The sequence below is a fragment of the Bacillus sp. FSL K6-2861 genome (assembly GCF_038630725.1).
GTDB lineage: Bacteria > Bacillota > Bacilli > Bacillales > Bacillaceae > Bacillus > Bacillus velezensis.
Genome location: NZ_CP152037.1, coordinates 1,411,751 through 1,432,360, shown reverse-complemented (window position 1 = coordinate 1,432,360; position 20,610 = coordinate 1,411,751). Strand labels below are relative to the sequence as shown.

22 protein-coding genes are annotated in these 20,610 nt (G+C 46.4%); 5 read left to right on the top strand and 17 right to left on the bottom strand.

What is annotated here, in order from left to right:
- Nucleotides 1–123: 123 nt before the first annotated feature.
- From mreBH to NYE62_RS07315, 3 genes are all read left to right on the top strand, one after another.
- Nucleotides 124–1,131 carry a cell shape-determining protein MreBH gene (gene mreBH / locus NYE62_RS07325; protein ID WP_003154558.1) on the top strand — a complete coding sequence of 336 codons (1,008 nt, stop codon included), beginning with the start codon at nucleotides 124–126 and terminating at the stop codon, nucleotides 1,129–1,131.
- 71 nt (nucleotides 1,132–1,202) lie between these two features.
- A complete protein-coding gene (locus NYE62_RS07320; RefSeq protein ID WP_003154559.1) occupies nucleotides 1,203–1,337 on the top strand; it encodes a protein YkpC in 135 nt (44 codons plus the stop codon).
- Between the two features lie 100 nt (nucleotides 1,338–1,437).
- Nucleotides 1,438–2,670 carry an aminopeptidase gene (locus NYE62_RS07315; protein ID WP_342497329.1) on the top strand — a complete coding sequence of 411 codons (1,233 nt, stop codon included), beginning with the start codon at nucleotides 1,438–1,440 and terminating at the stop codon, nucleotides 2,668–2,670.
- Nucleotides 2,671–2,701: 31 nt separating this feature from the next.
- Here the strand turns inward: NYE62_RS07315 and NYE62_RS07310 are convergent, their stop codons facing one another.
- Both NYE62_RS07310 and NYE62_RS07305 read right to left on the bottom strand, forming a co-directional pair.
- The gene (locus NYE62_RS07310) at nucleotides 2,702–3,610 is read right to left on the bottom strand and encodes a ketopantoate reductase family protein (RefSeq protein WP_342497328.1); all 909 of its coding nucleotides are present in this window, start codon (nucleotides 3,608–3,610) and stop codon (nucleotides 2,702–2,704) included.
- Nucleotides 3,611–3,722: 112 nt separating this feature from the next.
- Complete coding sequence (locus NYE62_RS07305) at nucleotides 3,723–5,342, bottom strand: ATP-binding cassette domain-containing protein (RefSeq protein WP_007409642.1); 1,620 nt, start codon at nucleotides 5,340–5,342, stop codon at nucleotides 3,723–3,725.
- Between the two features lie 162 nt (nucleotides 5,343–5,504).
- Between NYE62_RS07305 and NYE62_RS07300 the strand changes: the two genes are divergently transcribed.
- Nucleotides 5,505–5,774, top strand: coding sequence for a hypothetical protein (locus NYE62_RS07300; RefSeq protein ID WP_015239771.1), 270 nt, complete (start codon nucleotides 5,505–5,507; stop codon nucleotides 5,772–5,774).
- Nucleotides 5,775–5,811: 37 nt separating this feature from the next.
- Here the strand turns inward: NYE62_RS07300 and lepB are convergent, their stop codons facing one another.
- The 14 genes from lepB to NYE62_RS07230 form a co-directional block, all read right to left on the bottom strand.
- Nucleotides 5,812–6,393 (bottom strand): signal peptidase I, encoded by a 582-nt coding sequence (lepB, locus tag NYE62_RS07295; protein WP_003154568.1) that lies wholly within the window; start codon nucleotides 6,391–6,393, stop codon nucleotides 5,812–5,814.
- Between the two features lie 130 nt (nucleotides 6,394–6,523).
- A complete protein-coding gene (locus NYE62_RS07290) occupies nucleotides 6,524–8,428 on the bottom strand; it encodes a PTS fructose transporter subunit IIABC (protein ID WP_025284667.1) in 1,905 nt (634 codons plus the stop codon).
- Nucleotides 8,429–8,442: 14 nt separating this feature from the next.
- Nucleotides 8,443–9,354, bottom strand: coding sequence for a 1-phosphofructokinase (gene pfkB / locus NYE62_RS07285; protein WP_003154572.1), 912 nt, complete (start codon nucleotides 9,352–9,354; stop codon nucleotides 8,443–8,445).
- Nucleotides 9,351–10,106, bottom strand: a complete 756-nt coding sequence (locus NYE62_RS07280) for a DeoR/GlpR family DNA-binding transcription regulator (RefSeq protein WP_094032404.1) — start codon at nucleotides 10,104–10,106, stop codon at nucleotides 9,351–9,353. Before NYE62_RS07280 ends, pfkB begins: the two co-directional genes overlap by 4 nt.
- 281 nt (nucleotides 10,107–10,387) lie before the next feature.
- A complete protein-coding gene (locus NYE62_RS07275) occupies nucleotides 10,388–11,581 on the bottom strand; it encodes an ABC transporter permease (RefSeq protein WP_106080305.1) in 1,194 nt (397 codons plus the stop codon).
- Nucleotides 11,578–12,270, bottom strand: a complete 693-nt coding sequence (locus NYE62_RS07270; protein ID WP_007409637.1) for an ABC transporter ATP-binding protein — start codon at nucleotides 12,268–12,270, stop codon at nucleotides 11,578–11,580. Before NYE62_RS07270 ends, NYE62_RS07275 begins: the two co-directional genes overlap by 4 nt.
- Nucleotides 12,271–13,407, bottom strand: coding sequence for an efflux RND transporter periplasmic adaptor subunit (locus NYE62_RS07265; RefSeq protein WP_012117453.1), 1,137 nt, complete (start codon nucleotides 13,405–13,407; stop codon nucleotides 12,271–12,273).
- A 1-nt stretch (nucleotide 13,408) separates the two neighbouring features.
- Nucleotides 13,409–14,107 carry a Yip1 family protein gene (locus tag NYE62_RS07260; protein WP_015417378.1) on the bottom strand — a complete coding sequence of 233 codons (699 nt, stop codon included), beginning with the start codon at nucleotides 14,105–14,107 and terminating at the stop codon, nucleotides 13,409–13,411.
- Nucleotides 14,108–14,430: 323 nt separating this feature from the next.
- Entirely contained in the window at nucleotides 14,431–14,664 is a 234-nt protein-coding gene (gene moaD, locus NYE62_RS07255; RefSeq protein ID WP_007409633.1) for a molybdopterin converting factor subunit 1, read from the bottom strand.
- Nucleotides 14,661–15,131: a molybdenum cofactor biosynthesis protein MoaE gene (locus tag NYE62_RS07250; RefSeq protein ID WP_025284663.1), complete on the bottom strand. Its 471-nt coding sequence runs from the start codon at nucleotides 15,129–15,131 to the stop codon at nucleotides 14,661–14,663. The genes moaD and NYE62_RS07250 overlap by 4 nt, the downstream gene beginning before the upstream one ends.
- Complete coding sequence (mobB, locus tag NYE62_RS07245) at nucleotides 15,132–15,653, bottom strand: molybdopterin-guanine dinucleotide biosynthesis protein B (protein WP_007409631.1); 522 nt, start codon at nucleotides 15,651–15,653, stop codon at nucleotides 15,132–15,134. It lies immediately after the preceding gene.
- Nucleotides 15,614–16,906: a gephyrin-like molybdotransferase Glp gene (glp, locus tag NYE62_RS07240; RefSeq protein WP_342497327.1), complete on the bottom strand. Its 1,293-nt coding sequence runs from the start codon at nucleotides 16,904–16,906 to the stop codon at nucleotides 15,614–15,616. Before glp ends, mobB begins: the two co-directional genes overlap by 40 nt.
- 17 nt (nucleotides 16,907–16,923) lie before the next feature.
- The gene (locus NYE62_RS07235; protein ID WP_039062999.1) at nucleotides 16,924–17,943 is read right to left on the bottom strand and encodes a molybdopterin-synthase adenylyltransferase MoeB; all 1,020 of its coding nucleotides are present in this window, start codon (nucleotides 17,941–17,943) and stop codon (nucleotides 16,924–16,926) included.
- 51 nt (nucleotides 17,944–17,994) lie between these two features.
- Nucleotides 17,995–18,597 (bottom strand): molybdenum cofactor guanylyltransferase, encoded by a 603-nt coding sequence (locus NYE62_RS07230; RefSeq protein WP_039251605.1) that lies wholly within the window; start codon nucleotides 18,595–18,597, stop codon nucleotides 17,995–17,997.
- 145 nt (nucleotides 18,598–18,742) lie between these two features.
- Here NYE62_RS07230 and NYE62_RS07225 point away from each other — a divergent pair, with 145 nt between their 5' ends.
- Nucleotides 18,743–19,735 (top strand): hypothetical protein, encoded by a 993-nt coding sequence (locus NYE62_RS07225; protein ID WP_007409627.1) that lies wholly within the window; start codon nucleotides 18,743–18,745, stop codon nucleotides 19,733–19,735.
- A 20-nt stretch (nucleotides 19,736–19,755) separates the two neighbouring features.
- On the opposite strand, the gene rok is transcribed toward NYE62_RS07225, so the two are convergent.
- Nucleotides 19,756–20,352: a transcriptional regulator Rok gene (gene rok / locus NYE62_RS07220; RefSeq protein ID WP_012117447.1), complete on the bottom strand. Its 597-nt coding sequence runs from the start codon at nucleotides 20,350–20,352 to the stop codon at nucleotides 19,756–19,758.
- Nucleotides 20,353–20,610 lie beyond the last annotated feature (258 nt).

Sequence of the window (20,610 nt, the reverse complement as noted above, 5' to 3'; positions counted from 1 at the left end):
CAGACTTTCCCTCCTTTTTTACAAAAACATTTCATTCCCGGCGGAAACCCCCAAAAATCGTGGTTTTTCTCAGAAACTTTAAATGTAGAATCAATTAAATCAGGATAGGGATTGGGTGAAAACATGTTTCAATCAACTGAGATCGGAATCGACTTAGGAACCGCTAATATACTTGTTTACAGTAAAAATAAAGGAATTATTTTAAACGAGCCTTCCGTTGTCGCTGTAGATACAACAACGAAAGCGGTGCTTGCCATCGGAACGGATGCCAAAAGCATGATCGGAAAGACGCCGGGGAAAATCGTCGCCGTTCGGCCGATGAAAGACGGTGTCATTGCTGATTATGATATGACAACTGACTTATTAAAACACATTATGAAAAAAGCCGGAAAAAAAATCGGCATGACTTTCCGCAAACCGAATGTCGTCGTCTGCACGCCTTCAGGCTCAACAGCCGTTGAACGACGCGCCATCAGTGACGCTGTCAAAAACTGCGGAGCGAAAAACGTTCACTTGATTGAAGAACCCGTAGCCGCTGCAATCGGGGCCGACCTCCCTGTTGACGAGCCGGTCGCAAACGTCGTCGTAGATATCGGCGGCGGTACGACTGAAGTCGCCATCATCTCATTCGGGGGCGTCGTATCCTGCCATTCGATCAGAATCGGCGGCGACCAGCTTGATGAAGATATCGCCTCGTTCGTCAGAAAAAAATACAACCTGCTGATCGGGGAACGTACGGCAGAACAAGTGAAAATGGAAATCGGATTTGCATTGATCGAACATGTGCCGGAAACGATGGAAATCCGCGGGCGTGACCTTGTAACCGGTCTGCCGAAGACAATCAGACTGCAGTCTAATGAAATTCAGCACGCGATGCGTGAGTCGCTCCTGCATATTCTTGAAGCGATCAGAGCGACACTTGAAGATTGTCCGCCGGAGCTCAGCGGTGATATCGTTGACCGCGGCGTCGTGTTAACCGGCGGAGGCTCCCTTTTAAACGGAATGAAAGAATGGCTGACAGATGAAATCGTCGTTCCCGTTCATTTGGCGGCGAATCCGCTTGAATCAGTGGCTATCGGCACGGGGCGTTCATTAGACGTCATCGACAAACTGCAAAAAGCGATTAAATAATAAGATTGTGCTTCTTTTTTCTCCGGCCGGCTCATATTGTGAGAACTGGAGAAACATTAAGGAGGAAGCATATGCTTAGAGATGTGGGAAGACGCGTAGCAGTAGCCGTCATTTTAAGCGGAATTATTTTGGGGGGTATGAGCATATCACTGGCCAATATGCCCCATTCTCCGGCCGGCGGCGCCGTAAAACTGAATCACCCGTAAAGACGCAGCAAAAGCTGTGTCTTTTTCGTTTGTGCTCCTTTCTTTCCTTTATGAGGCGATATTTGATATGATGAGAAAAACCGATGAGGAGGAATGAACGATGAGTTCGTTTACTGAAAAGTTACATACATATGCTCAGCTGGCGGTAGAAGTCGGCGTCAATGTCCAAAAAGGACAGCATGTCGTAATCAATGCCTCAACTGATGTCCGGGAACTTGTCAGACTGCTTGCCAAACATTCTTATGAAAAAGGCGCTAAAAACGTCACCGTAAATTGGCAGGACGATGAACTGTCCAGATTAAAATACGAGATGGCACCTTTTGAAGCGTTTGAAGAGTATCCTGAATGGGAAGCAAAAGGAAAAGAAGAGCTCGCGAAAAAAGGGGCTGCGTTTATTTCTGTCGTCTCATCCGACCCCGACCTGTTAAAAGGCACTGACGGCAAACGGATTGCAGCGTTCCAAAAAGCCGCCGGAAAAGCATTGCATACATACAGACAATATATTCAATCAGATAAGGTCAGCTGGACGGTGATCGGAGCCGCTTCAACAGGCTGGGCGAAAAAAGTGTTCCCGGATCAGCCGGAAGAAACAGCCGTTCAGCTTTTATGGGAAGAAATTTTCAAAACGACCCGCGTAAATGAAGAAAACCCTGTGGAAGCATGGAAAAAACATGATCAAAATCTTCATGAAAAAGTGGAACACTTAAACCAAAAACATTACAGCGCCCTGCATTATCAGGCTGAAGGAACAGACTTAACCATTGAACTGCCGAAAAAACATGTATGGGCAGGCGCGGGAAGCGTGAATGAAAGCGGGCACGAATTCATGGCCAACATGCCGACAGAAGAGGTTTTCACCCTCCCGCAGCGTGACGGGGTGAACGGCACGGTTTCCAGCACGAAACCGCTGAGCTACGGCGGCAACATTATTGATAACTTCACTCTTACCTTTGAAAACGGCCGCATTGTCGATGTGAAAGCTGAAAAAGGCGAGGAGATTTTAAAAGGCATCGTCGAAACCGATGAAGGCTCACACTATCTCGGTGAAGTGGCCTTAGTGCCGTACGATTCACCGATTTCACAATCAAATATTTTATTTTACAACACACTGTACGATGAAAACGCCTCTAACCACTTGGCGATCGGCAGTGCGTATGCCTTTAATATTGAGGGCGGTAAACAAATGACACGGGAAGAGCTTGTCAAAGAGGGCTTAAATGAAAGCATTACACACGTAGATTTTATGGTCGGTTCCAAAGATATGAATATCGACGGCATTACTGCGGACGGCAAAAGAGAACCGATCTTCAGAAACGGAAACTGGGCATTTTAATAAAAAAAGGAGGCGATCAGGCCTCCTTTTTTTATTTCGCTTCATACATTTGCAAGTTGGCGCAGACGGTTTCCAAAACAGGTGTATCAACTGACAAGCCTTTCGCTTTCTCAAGCAAAAATCCGTGTAAATGATCACCTTCCGTCACCCTGCCCTTTTCCATATCTCTCAGCATCGACGATTTCATATGGTAAGACATGCTTGTCAATGTGCGATAACTCTCCTCTTCCAGACCAGGATCTTTCGGGATGCCGGCAGCCTTGAAAATGGCACCGATTTCAGCAAAGAGGCGCTTTGCGGTGTTGCGGCCGCCTTCTGTTTCTAAAATCGGTCCGACCGGCTGTTGAAACAGAGTGGTCACTCCTGCCTGCGCGGCAATAAACATATATTTTTTCCAAATGTCCTTTTCAATATCCCGGCTGATGATGACATCCGCTTTCACACCTGAAAATGCGTTTTCCAGCTCGTTCATACGTTCTGTGCGTTCCCCGTTCCATTCACCGAAAACAAAGCGGTGGGCAGCGCTCGTATGAAGAATTTCCCCTTTGTCGTTAAGGGCGCTCTCAATAAAGCAGAGGCCGCCCAGCACCTGCCGTTTTGAAAAAGCTTCAAACAGCTGGTGATAGTGCCTGTATCCGTTTAAAAAAGGAATAATGACCGACGAAGGTTTGACAAACGGTTTGACATCCCGAATGACGTCCTGCAAAGAATACGCTTTTGAAGCGATGATAACCGCGTCAAATGCTCCTTCTTCGCCCGCCATGATTAATTTCGGCTTGATTGAAACATCACCTTTTTCACTTTTGACGGTCAATCCCGTCTCTTGTAATTGTTCCGCCCGTTTCTTGCGGACGAGAAACGTCACGTCATTTCCCTTTTCTGCAAGACGCGCGCCGATATATCCGCCCACTCCCCCAGCTCCGACAACTAAAAACTTCATGATGCATTCCTCCGTCTCTTTTCAAGTTATGTATTCATTTATTGTAACGGGAAGTCAGAAGATTGAAAACTTTTTTCATAAATAAAAAAGCAGAGTCTCCTCTGCTTCTTTATTACGCGTATAGCTCTTCAAGCTTTTTCTGCACATCTGCGTTTTCAAGAAATTCGTCATAAGACATTTGTTTGTCAACAATGCCTTTAGGCGTTAATTCAATGATGCGGTTGGCAATTGTCTGTACAAACTGATGGTCATGAGATGAAAACAGCATAGCGCCTTTAAAGCTGATTAAGCCGTTGTTAAGCGCCGTAATGGATTCCAAATCTAAGTGGTTTGTCGGTTCATCCAGAATTAAAATATTCGCGCCGGAAAGCATCGCTTTTGAAAGCATGCAGCGCACTTTTTCTCCTCCGGAAAGAACGTTTGATTTTTTGTTGACTTCTTCTCCTGAGAACAGCATGCGTCCTAAGAAACCGCGCAGAAAGCTTTCGCTTTGGTCATGCGGCGAGTACTGGCGGAGCCAGTCAACAAGGTTCGCGTCGCTGCCGTCAAAATATTCGCTGTTGTCTTTAGGGAAGTACGCCTGAGAAGTGGTCACGCCCCATTTAAATGTGCCGCTGTCTGCTTCCATTTCCCCGGAAATGATTTTAAACAATGTCGTAACGGCAAGTTCGTTGCGGCCCGTAAAAGCGATTTTATCTTCTCTGTTCATAATAAAGCTGACGTTATCAAGCACCTTAACCCCGTCAATCGTTTTTGTTAAGCCTTCAACCCGCAGCACGTCATTTCCGATCTCACGTTCCGGCGTGAAATTGACATAAGGATAACGGCGTGATGACGGTTTGATATCATCAAGCGTGATTTTATCAAGGAGTTTCTTTCTTGATGTCGCCTGCTTTGATTTAGAGGCGTTGGCGCTGAATCTGGCCACGAACTCCTGAAGCTGTTTAATCTGCTCTTCTTTTTTCTTGTTGGCTTCCTGAGAAAGCTTTAAAGCAAGCTGGCTGGATTCATACCAGAAATCATAGTTGCCGACGTACACTTGAATTTTATTAAAATCAAGATCGGCGATGTGCGTGCACACTTTATTTAAAAAGTGACGGTCATGGGATACGACGATGACTGTGTTCTCAAAGTTGATTAAAAACTCTTCCAGCCACTGAATCGCTTTCAGATCCAAGTGGTTGGTCGGTTCATCAAGCAGCAGAACGTCCGGCTTGCCGAACAGCGCCTGTGCCAAAAGCACTTTCACCTTTTCTGAACCGCCTAAGTCCGCCATTTTCTTCGTATGCAGGTCTTCAGAGATGCCCAGGCCCTTTAACAAAATAGCGGCTTCACTTTCAGCTTCCCATCCGTTTAATTCCGCAAACTCTCCTTCAAGCTCAGCGGCGCGGATGCCGTCTTCATCTGAAAAATCAGGCTTCATATAAATCGCGTCTTTTTCCTGCATGACTTCGTATAAACGTTTATGTCCCATAATGACGACTTTCAGCACTTCGAAGTCTTCATATTCAAAGTGGTTCTGCTTCAGAATGGCAAGACGTTCGCCCGGGCTCATATGGACATCGCCGGTCTGCGGCTCCAGCTCACCGGATAAAATTTTCAAAAATGTTGATTTTCCGGCACCGTTTGCGCCTATTAATCCGTAGCAGTTGCCCGGCGTAAATTTAATATTGACATCTTCAAATAACTTGCGATCCGCAAAACGCAAGCTCACATTATTTACAGCAATCATTTAGAATCCTCCATCGTGTCTATCATCATTAAAAGTATACCATGAATAAAGGGGAAGAGAAATGTTTCCCTGCGAATATACGGGTTTGAAAAGATGCAGGCGTCAAACCCGGAGCCCTGTGATACAATAGATATATATACATATTCATCACGGAGGAACAAGTTGAAGCTTTTAACACTCACAGAATATTGTCTTATGATTTTCTTTACCGGGGTTTTTCTGGCCGTCACAGGCTTTACCGCACGTGACATCGGCTTGTACGTCGGAATCGCCCTCATTTATACGTTTTCGCATCTCTTTTCAAAACGGATGCTTGAAAAACGCGGCAAAGAGAAGCAGCAGGTGAATCTTTTTTTCAGCGTTCTGGCCATTGTCGGATCAGTGCTGGCCACGGTAATGTTCATCGCCATCGCCGCCTCGTTTGCCAAATAAAAAACGCCTGCTGTCCAAATCGGGCAGCGCGGCGTTTTTATTTTGTCTGACGCATATCATGAAACGGGAAGAACACAAACTTCGAGGTGCCGACGATCCGGTTTTCGGCAATTAAACCGAGTCCGTTCCGGCTGTCCATTGAGTTCAGCCGATTGTCGCCCATGACGAAGTATTTGCCTTTCGGAACCTTTACGGGGCCGAAATCTCCCGTCAGGTTGACTCCCAGTTTTTTCGCTTCTTTTTTATTGCTCGCGAGGTACGGTTCTGCGATTTTTTTGCCGTTTATATAAAGCGTGTCATTTTTCATTTCCACCGTTTCTCCAGGTTTTCCGATGAGCCGCTTTACATAATGGACTTTCGATGTGTCGCCGTTAATAATGACGATGTCTCCCCGCTCGATTTCTCCGATATAATTGACGCTTTTGTTGACAAACAGCCTTTCACCGTCATGTAATGTCGGGTACATTGATGATCCTTCCACTAAGTACGGTTCAAACAGGAAATGGCGGATTAACAGCGCAAGTGCAACCGCTATAATGATGGCCTTTCCCCATTCCCAATATGTGTTGGATTTTCTTTTTACCGATTTTTCAGAAGTAGGTTTTTGTTCTTCAGTCAACGTGGTTCCTCCTAGACGATCACTGTTTCAGTTCATGTACCATCTTTACTTTATCATAACTCATCATAAAATACATAACGCTTCTATGCGTACATGATTGAAAAAAGCGCCCGTAAAGGACGCTTTTTGTTTATTTCTCTGCAACCGGTTTTTTGACGATTCCCAAGATAACCGCCGTTACAATCGCTCCGATCACGATGCTCATTAAGTAAAGCAGCGGATGGTTCGTAATGAATGCAACGAATATTCCTCCGTGCGGTGCAGGAAGCGTTACCCGGAAAAACTCTGTCAACCCGCCCGCTACCGCAGAACCGACAACGGCTGCAGGGATGACGCGAAGCGGATCAGCCGCTGCAAACGGGATGGCGCCTTCTGTAACGAAAGCTGCTCCCATGAAGTAGCACGTAATACCGGCTTCACGGTCACGTTTAGAGAATTTGTGTTTAAAGAATGTAGTCGCCAGTGCGATTCCAAGCGGCGGAGCCATTCCGCCCGCCATGATGGCCGCATGCGGTGCATAGTTTCCGGCATCGATCATCGCAATTCCGAAAGTGAACGCCGCTTTATTAAGCGGGCCGCCCATGTCGATAGCCATCATACCGCCTAAAATAATACCCATTAAAACAAGGTTTCCAGTTCCAAGGCTTTCAAGCCAATTTGTTAAGAAATTCATGAACGCTGCGACAGGTGTGTTTATGACAAATTGCATCAGAACTCCTGTGATAAAAATACCGAGCAGCGGATAAATCAATACAGGTTTTAATCCGTCAAGAGTCTGAGGAATAAAGACAAACAGCTTTTTCAAAAGGACTACGACATAACCGGCTAAGAATCCGGCAATCAGTCCGCCCAAGAATCCGGCATTCGCCTGCGTAGCCATAAATCCGCCGACCATACCCGGCGCAAATCCCGGACGGTCCGCAATACTCATTGCGATGAATCCGGCAAGAACTGCAACAATCAGCTTTAACGCATTATCGCCGCCGATAAAGTTCAGCGCTGCGGCAAACGTGTTGTATGTCGGGTCTTTCGGATCAGCTGAATGAATTCCCCAGAAGAATGAAATCGCAACGAGAATTCCGCCGCCGACGACAAATGGCAGCATGTTGCTGACACCGCTCATTAAGTGTTTATAGAAAGTACTTCCGATACTTGTGCCTGATTTCTGTTTCGGGCCGTCTTCATTTGAAGCGGAAGATCCTCCGCCGCTGCCCTCGTAAATCGGCGCATCTTGGTTAACGGCTTTTTCAATCAGTTCCTGAGGACGTCTGATACCGGCCGTTACAGGCACTTGAAGAACATGTTTGCCTTTAAAGCGTTCCATTTCAACCTGTTTATCAGCCGCCACGATGATCGCAGGCGCATCTTCAATTTCTTGAGCCGTCAGCTTATGTTTGATACCGCTTGAACCGTTTGTCTCGACTTTAATGTCAACGCCGAGCTCTTTCGCTTTTTCCTTCAGTGCGTCAGCTGCCATGAACGTATGGGCGATACCTGTCGGACATGCCGTAACGGCAAGGATTTTGCCTTTTCCTGACGGCGCTGCCTGTTCTTCCTGCTCTTCTTCTTCCTCATCGTCATCTTTGTCATGCTGATTGATGATGTCAATGATCGCATCTTCTGATTCAGCTTCAAGAAGCTGTTTGCGGATTTCCTCACGCATGAGAAGCGTTGAAAGTCTTGATAATGCCTCAAGGTGCGTATTATTCGCTCCTTCGGTTGCCGCAATCATAAAGACCAGGTGTGCCGGCTGACCGTCTAATGATTCATAATCCACACCATCTTTTGAACGGCCGAATGCGATGGCCGGGTTAATGACGCTCGCCGTCTTCGCATGAGGAATGGCAATGCCTTCGCCGATTCCCGTCGAGCTTTGGCTTTCACGATTTAAAATGGCTGCTTTGTAAGCCTCTCTGTCATTTAATCTGCCGGCTTTGTCAAGCACTGTCACCATTTCATCGATAACGTTTTCTTTCTCTTTGCTTTCTATATTGAGATGAATTGTATCTCTTGTTAACAGCTCAGTTATCTTCACTTTTCTTTCCTCCTCTATAGACGTGTGACTTTAACTTCAGGAAGAAGCTGCTGTACAAACTCTTCAGTTCCGAGTTCTTCAGAAAATGCCGTCGCGCTTCCGGAAGCAACTCCTAAACGGAACGCATCTTCCAAAGGCAGCTGTTTTGAAATTCCCGCAAGGAATCCCGCGACGACGGAATCACCCGCGCCTACCGAATTGACAAGCTTTCCTTTAGGAACATTGGCGAGGAAAACCGCCTCTTTCGTAAATAAAAGCGCACCGTCGCCAGCCATCGAAACAATCGCATGTTCAGCGCCTTGTTCAATCAATTTTTTACCGTAAGGAACGGCAGCTTCGGCTGAATCAATGACCGTATTGAACATTTCCCCAAGCTCATGATGATTCGGCTTCATCAAAAACGGTTTCATTTCTGTCGCTTTCATCAGCGCTTCACCGGAGATGTCTACCACTACCCGGGCATTCTGCTTTCTGCATGCCTCAGCAATTTTTTCATACGTGTTATGCGGCAGGGAAGAAGGAATGCTTCCCGCTAAAACGACGATGTCTCCCTCTTCCAGAGCGGAGAACTGTTCTAAAAAGGCATTGAACACTTCGTCTGAAATCGTCGGGCCCTGTCCGTTAATTTCCGTTTCATCGCCCGTTTTCAGTTTTACATTTATACGCGTGTCTTCATCTACCTCAGAAAAAGCCGTTTCCAGACCTTCCTGCTGCAAAAATGACGTGATATAATTTCCGGTAAATCCGCCGACAAACCCCAATGCTTTTGACGGCACATGGTGTCTTTTCAGTAATCTCGAAACGTTGATGCCTTTTCCGCCGGGATACTTCGTGTCATAGCTGGAACGGTTTAAACCGCCTACGGCAAAATCTTCAACGTGAACGATATAGTCAACAGACGGATTGAGGGTTACAGTGTAAATCATGGTTTCACTACCTTTACGACAGTTTTTTCTTGGTAATTATCGAATGCAAGTTCTTCAGCTTCAGTGGTAATGATAGCGGCATCGCCCAAGGCGGCGAACGCTGCGAAAGAAATCTCTCCGAATTTAGAAGGATCGGCTAAAACATACGCATTTTTCGCCTGGCTCACAGCCTTTGTCTTCAGAAGAGCCTCATCCGGATCGGGTGTTGTAAAGCCGGCTTCAATGTGCACGCCGTTCACCCCGAGGAAGCTTTTGTCAAAACGGTACTGGCTGACCGCCGTTAATGAGGCGCCGCCGATCATCGCACCTGTTCTATGCTTCACATATCCTCCGAGAAGATAAAAGGGAATCCCTTTCCTTATTAAAGCGTCGATATGCATAACTCCGTTTGTGACAACCACAATGTCCTTAGATGGATCTATAAAATCAATCATGTGCAATGTAGTTGTTCCCGCATCAAGATAAATACAGTCACCTTCTTCTAATAAAGATGCCGCTTCTTCTGCGATCTTCAGTTTATCCTGAAGGTTTTTGGAGGATTTTTCAAGCATATCGGGTTCTTGCCTGCTGTTGGAAAGTTTAGACGCCCCGCCGTGAACGCGCTTTAAAAATCCGCGCTCTTCGAGTGTTGATAAATCTCTTCTGATCGTTGATTCAGAAGCATTTGTCATGCTTATCAGCTCTTGAATCTTCACCACATCACGCTTTTCAATCTGATCAATAATCAGCTGATACCTTTCAGGAGTGAGCATATTCCGCCTCCTTTGGAAACGTATTCATTTCGGCTGCAAGATAATTGTAAACGCTTTTTTTACTTCTAGCAACTAAAATCACTCAAATTCATTCAATAACTATCAAAATCTTTCACATTTGTTCATATTAACGTATGTACATAGGGTTTGTAAACGGTAAATTCGACAAAAAGGGGGACAATTGTATGACATTTTCTTTTTATCATAAATGAAAAAAGTCTATTATATTCATTCAATCATTAAAACACAAAAAACCCCATGCAGACTGCATGGGGCGCCGATTATTCATACCGTAACGCTTCAATCGGATCTAAGCGAGATGCTTTGTTGGCGGGCAGCATGCCGAAAATGACACCGATCAGCATACTGAACAGCACACCGATACAAACCACCTGCCAGGAAACGAGCGACGGCCAGCCTGCGATAAGGGAAACGAGTGATGCTCCCCCGTAGCCGAGACAGATTCCGATTAAGCCGCCGATTAATGTAAGCACAACAGATTCAATTAAGAATTGTGTCAGAATCTGTCCTCTCGTGGCACCGAGCGATTTGCGGATGCCGATTTCTCTTGTCCGTTCCGTCACTGATACGAGCATAATATTCATGACCCCGATCCCGCCGACAACGAGAGAAATACCGGCGATCGAACCGATGATCGTCGTCATAACGGTCGTGACCTGGCCGATTCCCGCCGCTATTTCTTCCATATTCATGACTTGATAGGCCTCTTTTGTACCGTGATTGTCATTTAAGAGACGGGCCGCTTCTTTTCCTGTTGATTTGATTTGATCAGCTGACTCCGTCTGAACGGAAACGTTGCTGTAGTCGTTAGTACCGAAAGACGTTTTCAGCATGTTGAACGGCACATACATTTCACTGAGTCCTAACGATAAAAAGCCGCTCTCTTCTTTCAGTACGCCGATTACTTCAACGGGCTGTCCGCCGGCCCAGACGATTTTTCCGAGCGGAGACGTTTTCCCGAACAGCTTTTCAGCCATTTTTTTCGAGATGATTCCCGCTCTTTTCCCTGAAAGAAAATCATGATCCGTAAATGTCCGTCCATCTTGAACGTCCAGCTTTTTCACGTCCATGTAGCCGCTGTTAATGCCGTTCAGCGTAATATCCGTGTCTTCTTCATGGTAACGCGCCGTCATGGATTTTACCGCGGAAGCGACAACCTGCTTTACGCCGTCCACTCCTTTTAATCCATTAATATCTTCTTCTGTAAAACTCGCTTCCTGTAAGGCGTTCGGATTGGCTGTTAATTCTTCATCACTGGGCATGTAAAACAATTCAATCGTATTGCCCGGCCCGCTGATGGATTGCTTCAGCATTTGCTCTCCGCCCTGGCCGACAGCCACAACAACAATTACTGAACCGACGCCGATAATGATTCCGAGCATTGTCAGAATCGATCTCAGCTTGTGAGCTCTTACGGAACTGAGGGCCATCCGGAGATTTTCTAACAGGCTCATTCCCCCACTCTCCTCTGCTCAGCATCGCGGGAAACGATCATGCCGTCACGGACGAAAATCACTCTGTTTGTACAGTCCGCCACTTCAGGCTCATGAGTGACGAGCACCACGGTCACGCCCTCTGCATTAAGCTCTGTGAACTGCTCCATAATGGAAATGCTTGTTTTCGTATCCAGTGCGCCGGTCGGTTCATCAGCTAAAATGAGCTTCGGTTCGTTCACGATGGCTCTTGCAATCGCGACACGCTGCTTCTGGCCGCCTGACAGCTCATTCGGCATGTGACGCATCCGATCCGCCAAACCGACTTTTTCCAGCGCGTGCTCAGCCCGTTCCTCACGCTCTTTTTTGCCGATACCGGCGTAGATCATGGGGAGTTCGACATTTTTTCTTGCATTCAATCGCGGCAGCAGCTGAAACTGCTGAAAGACAAATCCGATTGATTTGTTCCGGACCGCCGCAAGCTCTTTTTCGGTGCATGAAGAAACATCTTCGCCCGCAAGCCTGTAACTGCCGGACGTCGGTCTGTCCAGACAGCCGATGATATTCATGATCGTAGATTTTCCCGATCCCGACGGTCCCATAATTGACACATATTCTCCTTCTTCAATCGTCAAGTCGATTGAACGGAGAACATCAAACGTCTCCTTGCCGATCTGATAGCTTTTTTTCACCTTTGAAAGCTGAATCATCTATGCTTTCACATCCGTTCCGTCAGTCAAACCGTCAGCCGGATTCAGAATGACTTTATCATCCTTTGAAAGCCCCTCTTTTATCTCCGTAAGCTGATTTGCGGTATCGCCGACTTTAACTTTCACGCGTTTGGCCTTCCCGTCTTTTACCGTAAAGACCCAGTGCTCATCTCCGTCTTTTTTGACTGCGGAGGACGGCAGCGTATCGGCTTTCCGTTTGTCGGTTTCAATGTTCATAATTAATTTAAATCCCGGTTTGCCTTCCGGAAGGTTTCCGATCAGCTTAACCTGAAACGGATACTGGACGGCTTGTTCCGTGCTTTCCCCCGAAGCAGCGCTTGACTTTTGATCAGGAACGAGGCCGACAGCCGCCACTCTCCCTTTCCACGTTTTACCTGGAATGGCGTCTGAGGTAATTGTAACGCTTTGGCCCTTTTTCACTTTCAGCGTGTCGTATTCGGACAAATTGCCGGCAACGATCAGGTGTTCCGGGTCTCCTATATGTATAACCGGTTCTTGAATATCCGATTTTTTAGAAGCCGCTTCTTGATTTACCGAGATTACCGTCCCGTCCATCTCACTCTTAACATTGAGATTCGCCACCTGATTTTCAAGAGACTGCTTTTGCAAATCAGATTGCTTTAATTCGATTTCCGCCGTTTTTTGCTGAAGCTGCAGATCAGTCCGTTCGGATTCAATTTGTTTTTTGGCTTCCGCTTCTCCCACTTGTTTTGCCAGATCTTGTTCCTTGCTGTTTAATGCTCTGAGTTTTTCTTCAACTTGTTCGATTTGCATCCGTTTTGATTGTTCTGTCAACTCATTTTGTTCTTTATCAAGATTGAGCTGCTCATTTGTATATGTGACTAACGACGACCCTTTTTTTACTTTGTCGCCTTCTTTTACTTTCACTTTATCAAGAGTTCCTTTATCCGCTTCATAAAAAACATACTGTTCTTTAGAGAATTTAAGTGTTCCCGGAACCATAACCGTAGAGGAGATTTCTCTGTTTTCCATGGTTCCGGTTTCGATTTTTTTCCCGGCGCTGCCGCCCGCGGGAGCGGCAGACTTATAAATATTGATACCGATGAATACTGCAACAATTACGGCGATGCCGATTCCGATCCAAATTTTTTTCATGTTATACACCTGCTGTCACTGAACTTAACAGTCCTCCGACTGCCGAAACTAAAAGCATAATAACAAACAGGACAATCGCGGAAGTCCAGGCCGCTTTTTTCGAAATGCCGCCTGTATAGCGAAGTCCCAAAGCGAGCAGAATATAGCTCCAGATGCTGAAAATGTCGAACGCGCTTAAAAAGACCGCGACGCCGTCTCCGGCCGGTATGACACTCGCCAAAGATGTAACGGCATACAATGAGCCCGCACCGGTAAAATAAGTGACAAGACCGTTAATAACTAAGCCGATATTGGTAATAAATGCCGTAAACAGGCTGAGTGAGAGCATTTTTTTGTAAGTTGTCACGCCGCCTGAAATTTTGACGCACAGCCAGTAAATGAGCGGAACGATAAACAGAGCGATAATGCCCCCGAAGATTCCTCCGAACATCGAGCCGAATTTAGCGAAGGTTTTGGTCATTTCAATCTGATCATCCGTCAAACCGTCAAGAGATGAGCTGTTCAGCACTTCTTCATAATTCATCCCAAGCCCGCGCAAAATACTGCCGGCCGCGATAAGAATGATGACAATCAGGAGAGGAATGCCGATGACCGGCTTTTCTTTTAATCTTTTAAACTGCACAACAGGACTTGTAATGACGCCGAAAATTGACGGCTTTTCCGTTACTGCCGTATTGCTTTTTTCCAGGTTTGGTTCCATATTGCTGATGCCTCCTATGTATTATTCTGTTTATTCGTACGCTTTAGGCTGAGAGAAGTTTCAATTTTTTTGCCGTTTGCGTATTTATGCTAAATTGTAACACAAATTCTCAGCTTTACGTTCCATAATTATGTAAAAAAAAGCATTGTCAGACCGGTATGACGGGAGGTTCAATGCCTTGTGAAGGCACTGTCTTCAGCCTATTCATGCAGTCAAAACCAGCTCAATCGCAAATCCCTTTAAATCCCATTTAGATATTCTCTGGAATTCAGCGCCTATATACAAAAAAGCCGGATGGCAATGATGCACATCCGGCTCTTTTTTCACCCTCCGCTTACAGGAGGGATAAAGGCAATGGTATCGCCTTCTGTTACGATGCTGTTGTCTTTTACATATGTTTCATTGATTGCGATCATGGCATTGTCAATCGTCTGAAGGCCGTACCGTTCCTTTAGCAGCGTTTTTACAGCAGACGCCGCCGTCTCTTTTTCGTCAAGTTCAATGACCGGTGTTCCCGCCTGCTCCGCAAGCCCGGCAAACAATAATACTTTAATCATCGCGATTCCCCTTTATGCAAATCCGGTTTTCCGTTCGGATAGGGCGTTGTTTCCAGCTGATCGCCTATCCATTCTTCTCCGTCTTCCCAGATTTCTTTTTTCCATATCGGCACAATCTGTTTTATCCGTTCAATTGCATATTCATTCGCCTCATATGCCGCCTTTCTGTGCGGAGAAGACACGGCGATTACGACCGCGGCTTCTCCGATATCAAGGACGCCGACACGGTGAGTGATTGCAGCTTCGGCTCCTTCCCATTTCGCGCTGATTTCACTGCCGATTTGAGAAAGCATTTGAACCGCCATCGGTTCATACGCTTCATATTCGAGACGCACCGTCCGCCGTCCGGCAGTCCACTCTCTGACCGTGCCGATAAACGTTGTGATGGCGCCGGCTTCACGCTTTTCAACTTTTTTTACGATATTTTCCGCAATGATAGGTTCCCTTGTAATTTGAAAACGTTCCATTTATGCAGATTCCCCTTTCAGCTGCGAAAGCACAAACATCATGGCAGCCGGATCGTCCGCATGGAATACGGGCATGCCTGCATCTGCCGGCATATGCTCCGTATTTCTGCTGACAACCGCGATCACGCGCTCCAAATGCTTCAGCTTTTGCCAATCTTCGCTGTCTTTGATCATAATGATTTTCGGATGCGGCGCATGTTTAAATCCCTCTATGAGAAGACCGTCAATTCCCAGACATTCATACAGACTGATCAAACCCGCCAGATCCCATTTTTTTCGCGCCGTAAGCTGCAGGACGCCGTCCCCTTCTACTGCCGTAACCGCGGCTCCGGCTTTTGAAAAACGCTCCGAGTCTTTTCCGTCAGAAAAAGGTTCCGGTTCTCCGCCATGTCCGTGATGTTTTAAACATCCAATATCGCACTCTTTCGGCGCCGCTTTCAGCACACGTTCAATAAACGTTGTTTTACCGCTGTTTTGAAAACCTACGATCTGGACGATCGGGAAAGAATTGACCACGGCCATTCACTTCCATTCTCATCACGGATGAGGAGCGCGTGAACCGTCCGGCCCGCTTCATACCCCCTCGTTCCTCCCGGCAGAAGGATAAACGCGTTTGCTTCGGCCAGAGATGTGACTGAGCTTGATTTGTCGAGACCGACCGGTGACGCCATCATCTTTCCGTCCTTATGATAAACAAATGCCCTCACAAATCTCATAAACGGATTCGGTTTCGGAAAGTCGTTTGTTAACACGGCTTCCGCCCATCCGGAATGAGGTTTTTCATTCAGAAGCCACGTCTGAATCATCGGTTTGACAAACAGGGTGAATCCGACATAACATGCGGACGGATTGCCTGAAAGGCCGAACAGCAGCATGTCATCGGCCCGGGCGACAGTTGTCACGCTTCCCGGGCGCATTGCCACTTTGTTAAAAAGAACTTCCGCTCCGAGCTTATTATAAATGTCTGGAAGAAAATCAAAATCGCCGACTGACACGCCGCCGGTCGTGATCAGAAAATCAACTTTTTTCATAGCTTCCTTCACCGCATCATAGCTGTCATCAAAATCATCGGAGATTTTCCCTAAGTTCAGCGGCACCGCGCCCGCTTCAATGACCTGGGCATACACCATCGCAGCGTTGCTGTTGCGGATTTTCCCCGGCTCAAGCAGATCGCTGACATGAAGAAGCTCGGTCCCCGTTGCGATAATGCCGACAACCGGCTTTCTGACCACGGGAACGGAAGCATAGCCGAAGGTTGCTAAAAGAGCGGTTACGCCCGGCGTGATTTTCGTCCCTTTTTTTAATAGCGAGCTGCCCTTTTTCGCATCTTCTCCTTGATATGAAATATTATCGCCCGCATGGAAAGGGCGTTTCACTGACATGTAATTCGTCCCGTTTTCAGAAAACGTTTTTGTCAGCTCAAGCATCACTACGGCATCCGCGCCTTTTGGAATCTGCGCCCCCGTCATAATGCGGACCGCTTCATAAGGGCCGAGTTTTTTTTCCGATACGGCGCCGGCTCCGATATGGTCAATGACTTCAAAGGTGACGGCATTGTCACGGGAAGCCGTTTTTGAATCGCTCGCCCTGATGGCAAACCCGTCATACGGGGAACGGTTAAAGGCCGGCACATCATGATCCGCCTTAACATCCTCCGCCAAATAGCGGTGGAGACTGTCCTCAAGCGCCACCCATTCGGTATCCCCCTGTTTTTTATACCGGCTCACCCGGCGGACTGCTTCGTCCACCTGAATCGGCGTTCTTTTTTCAAGCATAGCAATATCTCCCCTTCCTACAGTCCGATCACCCTGGCCAGAACTGAATTTGCTTCTTTTATATCGTTTGTACCGTGAATCAAAGCCCGTCCGTCCTGAAAAATAACGATTCTGAAGCGCTCATACGCCATGTGCAGCAGAAATTCATTTGCTTCCACTTTACCGATCTGCTTCAGACGTTTGACAAGCTCTTCTTTATCCAGCCTCTTTAAGGCTTCCGATCTGATTTGAACGGTGTCTCTTCCGCACAGCACGCTTGCTTTCGGCCTGTTTTCAGGCTGCAGATACGGATATACGGGCTCCGCGCCGCAGGAAGGGCAATGATCCCGTTTGATCTGATCCACATTTATGCTCATATTGGTGTTATTCCACACGTCAAACGTGAAAAAGCGCCGATTTACCGCCGCATGATTTCCTGTCAGCAATTTCAGCGCCTCAGCCTGCTGATAAGCGGAGACGATATGAACCGCCGGAGGTATGATACCTGCTGTATCACATGTCGCTCCGCCCACGGGCATTTGCTCAAACAGGCAGGATAAACACGGCGTGACCCCCGGAATAATCGTCAGGCACATTCCCTGACTGCTGACACAGGCCCCGTAAATCCAAGGTGTTTTCGTTTTCAGCGCCAGATCATTGATGACCATTCTCGTTTCAAAATTATCTGTCGCATCCACGATGCAATCCGCTTGTTCGATCAGCGGTTCGAGCGTTTCCGCCGTACCTTCCGCCGCGTAAGCATCGATATGTATATCACTGTTTACCGCCAAAAGACGCGCCTTGGCCGCCATTGCTTTCGGCAGGCGCTGTCTCGCGTCTTCTTCTGTATACAGCTGCTGTCTTTGTAAATTGCTCCATTCCACATAATCCCGGTCAATAATCGCCATACGGCCCGCTCCGGCTCTTGCCAAACCCTCTGCCGCTGCTGTTCCGAGGGCTCCGGCTCCGACAATCAGGACACTGCTGTCAGCCAGCGCCTGCTGCCCTTTTTCCCCTATCGGCTTAAATCTTGTCTGCCGCGAATAGCGCTCTTCCATCTGTGTTGTCCCCTTGCATTTTTATTTCCATCATACCATGTTTCTTCCCGATCAGTCTTGATTTGAAGACTCGACATGCGCCAAAAGTCTGGTGTAATCGTCCTGTGTGTTGATATTAGCGAACTCCTCCGGCCCGGCGCCGATGTCTTCAGCCTGCACATAACAGACAGACAGCCGTTTCAGCGTGTCTGTCATTTTCAGTTTGTTTTGTGTCAGCTGATCAAAAAGCACATCCTGCACCCGTTTATGGTAAACCGCCAAGAGGGGCTGCTCTCTGTTTTTACAAACCGGTATGACAGCGTCCAGATTTCCCGTCAGCTTCATTTCAAGCGCAGCCATCGTTTTTCTTGTCACGAGCGGCGTGTCACAGGATATGACCGTATATGTTTCGCCTTCCGTTTGTTTCATTGCCGTATATATGCCGGCAAGCGGGCCCATTCCCCGAAACCGCGGCTCATCGGCCAAAACATGCCGCTCTCTGTTTGATAAGAACTTTTTTATATGCTCAGGGCGGCTGATAATTACCGTTTCTCCGCCGCCGAAGGCTTTTTTCGCCTGTTCATAAAACATGCCGCCCTTCCACTTTGCAAAAGCTTTCGGTTCTCCGAATCTTCGGGAAGCTCCCCCTGCTAATATTACATTCACCCGTTTCATGTCATCTCTCTCCCATTCTATATAAAAGCATAGCAAACGCCTTAGCCGTAATACAATATTACGGTGCTTGTCTGTTTAATTAAGAGGAATAGCCGTTGATCCTTTCCCATATTGTAGTGTTAACATCATGAGGGAGATGGTTCTTATGAAAATATCCGGTCCGTTTTTCCACGACACTTCTCAAGAGAACCTTTACTTGAAATCCGAACTTTCCAGATGCAGAAAATTAATTTCAGAATTTGAAGCAAGCTACTTCCATCAGAAAAATAATAAGCTTCAGGAGGAAAACGCCAATATTAAAGAGCGGCTTCACAAGCTTTCTGACGAATTGGAAGCCATGGCTCAAAAACACAAACAGACAAGTGACACGGAACGTTCTTTGCATGAAATCAGAGCCGGGCTGCTCGATAAAATCGTCATTCTGCAAGAACTGCTTCAGCAGGAAACGTTTCGGCGGAAAAATGAGATGGAAGAAAAGCACCGTCTGCATCTTACAAATGTAAAATTTGAAGAAGAAAATAAAAACTTACATACCCGCATCCGCTCACTTGAGACCGCCATTCAAACTGAACGGACATCTCACGAAGATATGAAACAGCGTTATCATGCCGCTGCAGACGAAAATACCCGGCTCCAAACACAAATGATAGAAAAAGAATACCAGCTTAAACATATTAAAATAGAAATTAATCATATGAGAGATCGAATACTAGAAACAAAAGAACGGCTTGTAGAAATAGAAAAAACGAAAGAAAAGTTATTTCAAGAAACCATTCTTTCGTATAAACGGCAGCTGGACGAAAGTGATGCTTGGATTGCCGGCCATTTTGCTGATATTGACAGCCGCACGGCGGAACCGGCGGAACAAGCTCTGGAAATCCCTTCTGTTTCCAAAGAGACTGTTCAGGCAGAAGACTTGCTTAAAGCCGTTACCGAACAAGTCATCTCCCTGCAAAAACAATTTGTACAATCAGAGTCCCGCGATCAGTCGTTTGATGAAAAACTGGATGCGTTGAAAGAACGTGCTGACGGCGAAAAGCCTTTCCAAAAATATGTCGTCAAGCTTGAAAAAAAGCCTGGAAAAGATGCGTCACTTCCGCAGAATAAGCGGGAAAGCGCAAAAAAACTGCTTGAGTAACGCAAGCAGTTTTTACTGTTTTATTCAGCAGCCGTATCATTTGCCGTTTCTGCTGTTTCCTGAGAAATTTCTCCCTCAAGAATATATTGGCCGCGGTATGGTTTTTTCACTTCCGGATACATTTTAATTAAGCTTTGCATAAATGTTGTCATATTAGGAATTTCAAGGCCGCTTTCCTTTTCAATTTCCTTTTGCAGTTCGGAACTTTTGATCGCTGCATTGTGGCGTTTCAATGTTTTAATCGCTGCTTCGCGCAGTTTTGCCGCTTTTGATCCCGGTCTCGCCGTTCCTCTTCTTCTTCTTGTAGAACCGTCTGGAATGCCGGCAGGAAGAGACGTAATAGACTGCATCTGCGGCTGGGAGGATTGAGGCTGTGCCTGCGGCTTTTGATAGCTTCTCATTTCCTGTGCTGCAAGCTCTGCAAGCACCGGGAGAGAGTCACTTTTTTTCTCCGGACGAAACTCTTTTTTTGTATCGGACAGGCTGCCTGTATTGTCTAATTCTCTCAGTTTTGCATATATTTTATCACGTTCTATTTGATATTCACGAATGACTTTTACCTCTGCTTCGTTCAATTGTTCTAAACGTAAGCGCAGCGCTTCTCTTTCATTAAACATGTGTAAAACCCCCTGTCAAAAATTTAAACGCTTTTATTAAGATATTAGATTACAAAAGTAATTTTATCAACTATTATTTTATCATTTTACTATTTTATTTACTCTATGAAAAATTGCTTATTTTCTGAAAATGGTACTTTATATACAAAAATCCCTTATCATATAGGGGATTCTGGACAAAGTTCCAATTTATTCAACCATTTCAAAATATAACTTGAAATTACTTGTTTAATGAAAATTAGCGTGATATCTACAATT

Excerpts from the sequence above, each read along its gene's own strand:
- mreBH (WP_003154558.1), top strand. The coding sequence starts at position 124 with ATGTTTCAATCAACTGAGATCGGAATCGACTTAGGAACCGCTAATATA.
- NYE62_RS07320 (WP_003154559.1), top strand. The coding sequence starts at position 1,203 with ATGCTTAGAGATGTGGGAAGACGCGTAGCAGTAGCCGTCATTTTAAGC.
- NYE62_RS07315 (WP_342497329.1), top strand. The coding sequence starts at position 1,438 with ATGAGTTCGTTTACTGAAAAGTTACATACATATGCTCAGCTGGCGGTA.
- NYE62_RS07310 (WP_342497328.1), bottom strand. The coding sequence starts at position 3,610 with ATGAAGTTTTTAGTTGTCGGAGCTGGGGGAGTGGGCGGATATATCGGC.
- NYE62_RS07305 (WP_007409642.1), bottom strand. The coding sequence starts at position 5,342 with ATGATTGCTGTAAATAATGTGAGCTTGCGTTTTGCGGATCGCAAGTTA.
- pfkB (WP_003154572.1), bottom strand. The coding sequence starts at position 9,354 with ATGATTTACACTGTAACCCTCAATCCGTCTGTTGACTATATCGTTCAC.
- NYE62_RS07280 (WP_094032404.1), bottom strand. The coding sequence starts at position 10,106 with ATGCTCACTCCTGAAAGGTATCAGCTGATTATTGATCAGATTGAAAAG.
- NYE62_RS07275 (WP_106080305.1), bottom strand. The coding sequence starts at position 11,581 with ATGAGCCTGTTAGAAAATCTCCGGATGGCCCTCAGTTCCGTAAGAGCT.
- NYE62_RS07270 (WP_007409637.1), bottom strand. The coding sequence starts at position 12,270 with ATGATTCAGCTTTCAAAGGTGAAAAAAAGCTATCAGATCGGCAAGGAG.
- NYE62_RS07265 (WP_012117453.1), bottom strand. The coding sequence starts at position 13,407 with ATGAAAAAAATTTGGATCGGAATCGGCATCGCCGTAATTGTTGCAGTA.
- NYE62_RS07260 (WP_015417378.1), bottom strand. The coding sequence starts at position 14,107 with ATGGAACCAAACCTGGAAAAAAGCAATACGGCAGTAACGGAAAAGCCG.
- moaD (WP_007409633.1), bottom strand. The coding sequence starts at position 14,664 with ATGATTAAAGTATTATTGTTTGCCGGGCTTGCGGAGCAGGCGGGAACA.
- NYE62_RS07250 (WP_025284663.1), bottom strand. The coding sequence starts at position 15,131 with ATGGAACGTTTTCAAATTACAAGGGAACCTATCATTGCGGAAAATATC.
- mobB (WP_007409631.1), bottom strand. The coding sequence starts at position 15,653 with ATGGCCGTGGTCAATTCTTTCCCGATCGTCCAGATCGTAGGTTTTCAA.
- glp (WP_342497327.1), bottom strand. The coding sequence starts at position 16,906 with ATGCTTGAAAAAAGAACGCCGATTCAGGTGGACGAAGCAGTCCGCCGG.
- NYE62_RS07235 (WP_039062999.1), bottom strand. The coding sequence starts at position 17,943 with ATGGAAGAGCGCTATTCGCGGCAGACAAGATTTAAGCCGATAGGGGAA.
- NYE62_RS07230 (WP_039251605.1), bottom strand. The coding sequence starts at position 18,597 with ATGAAACGGGTGAATGTAATATTAGCAGGGGGAGCTTCCCGAAGATTC.
- NYE62_RS07225 (WP_007409627.1), top strand. The coding sequence starts at position 18,743 with ATGAAAATATCCGGTCCGTTTTTCCACGACACTTCTCAAGAGAACCTT.
- rok (WP_012117447.1), bottom strand. The coding sequence starts at position 20,352 with ATGTTTAATGAAAGAGAAGCGCTGCGCTTACGTTTAGAACAATTGAAC.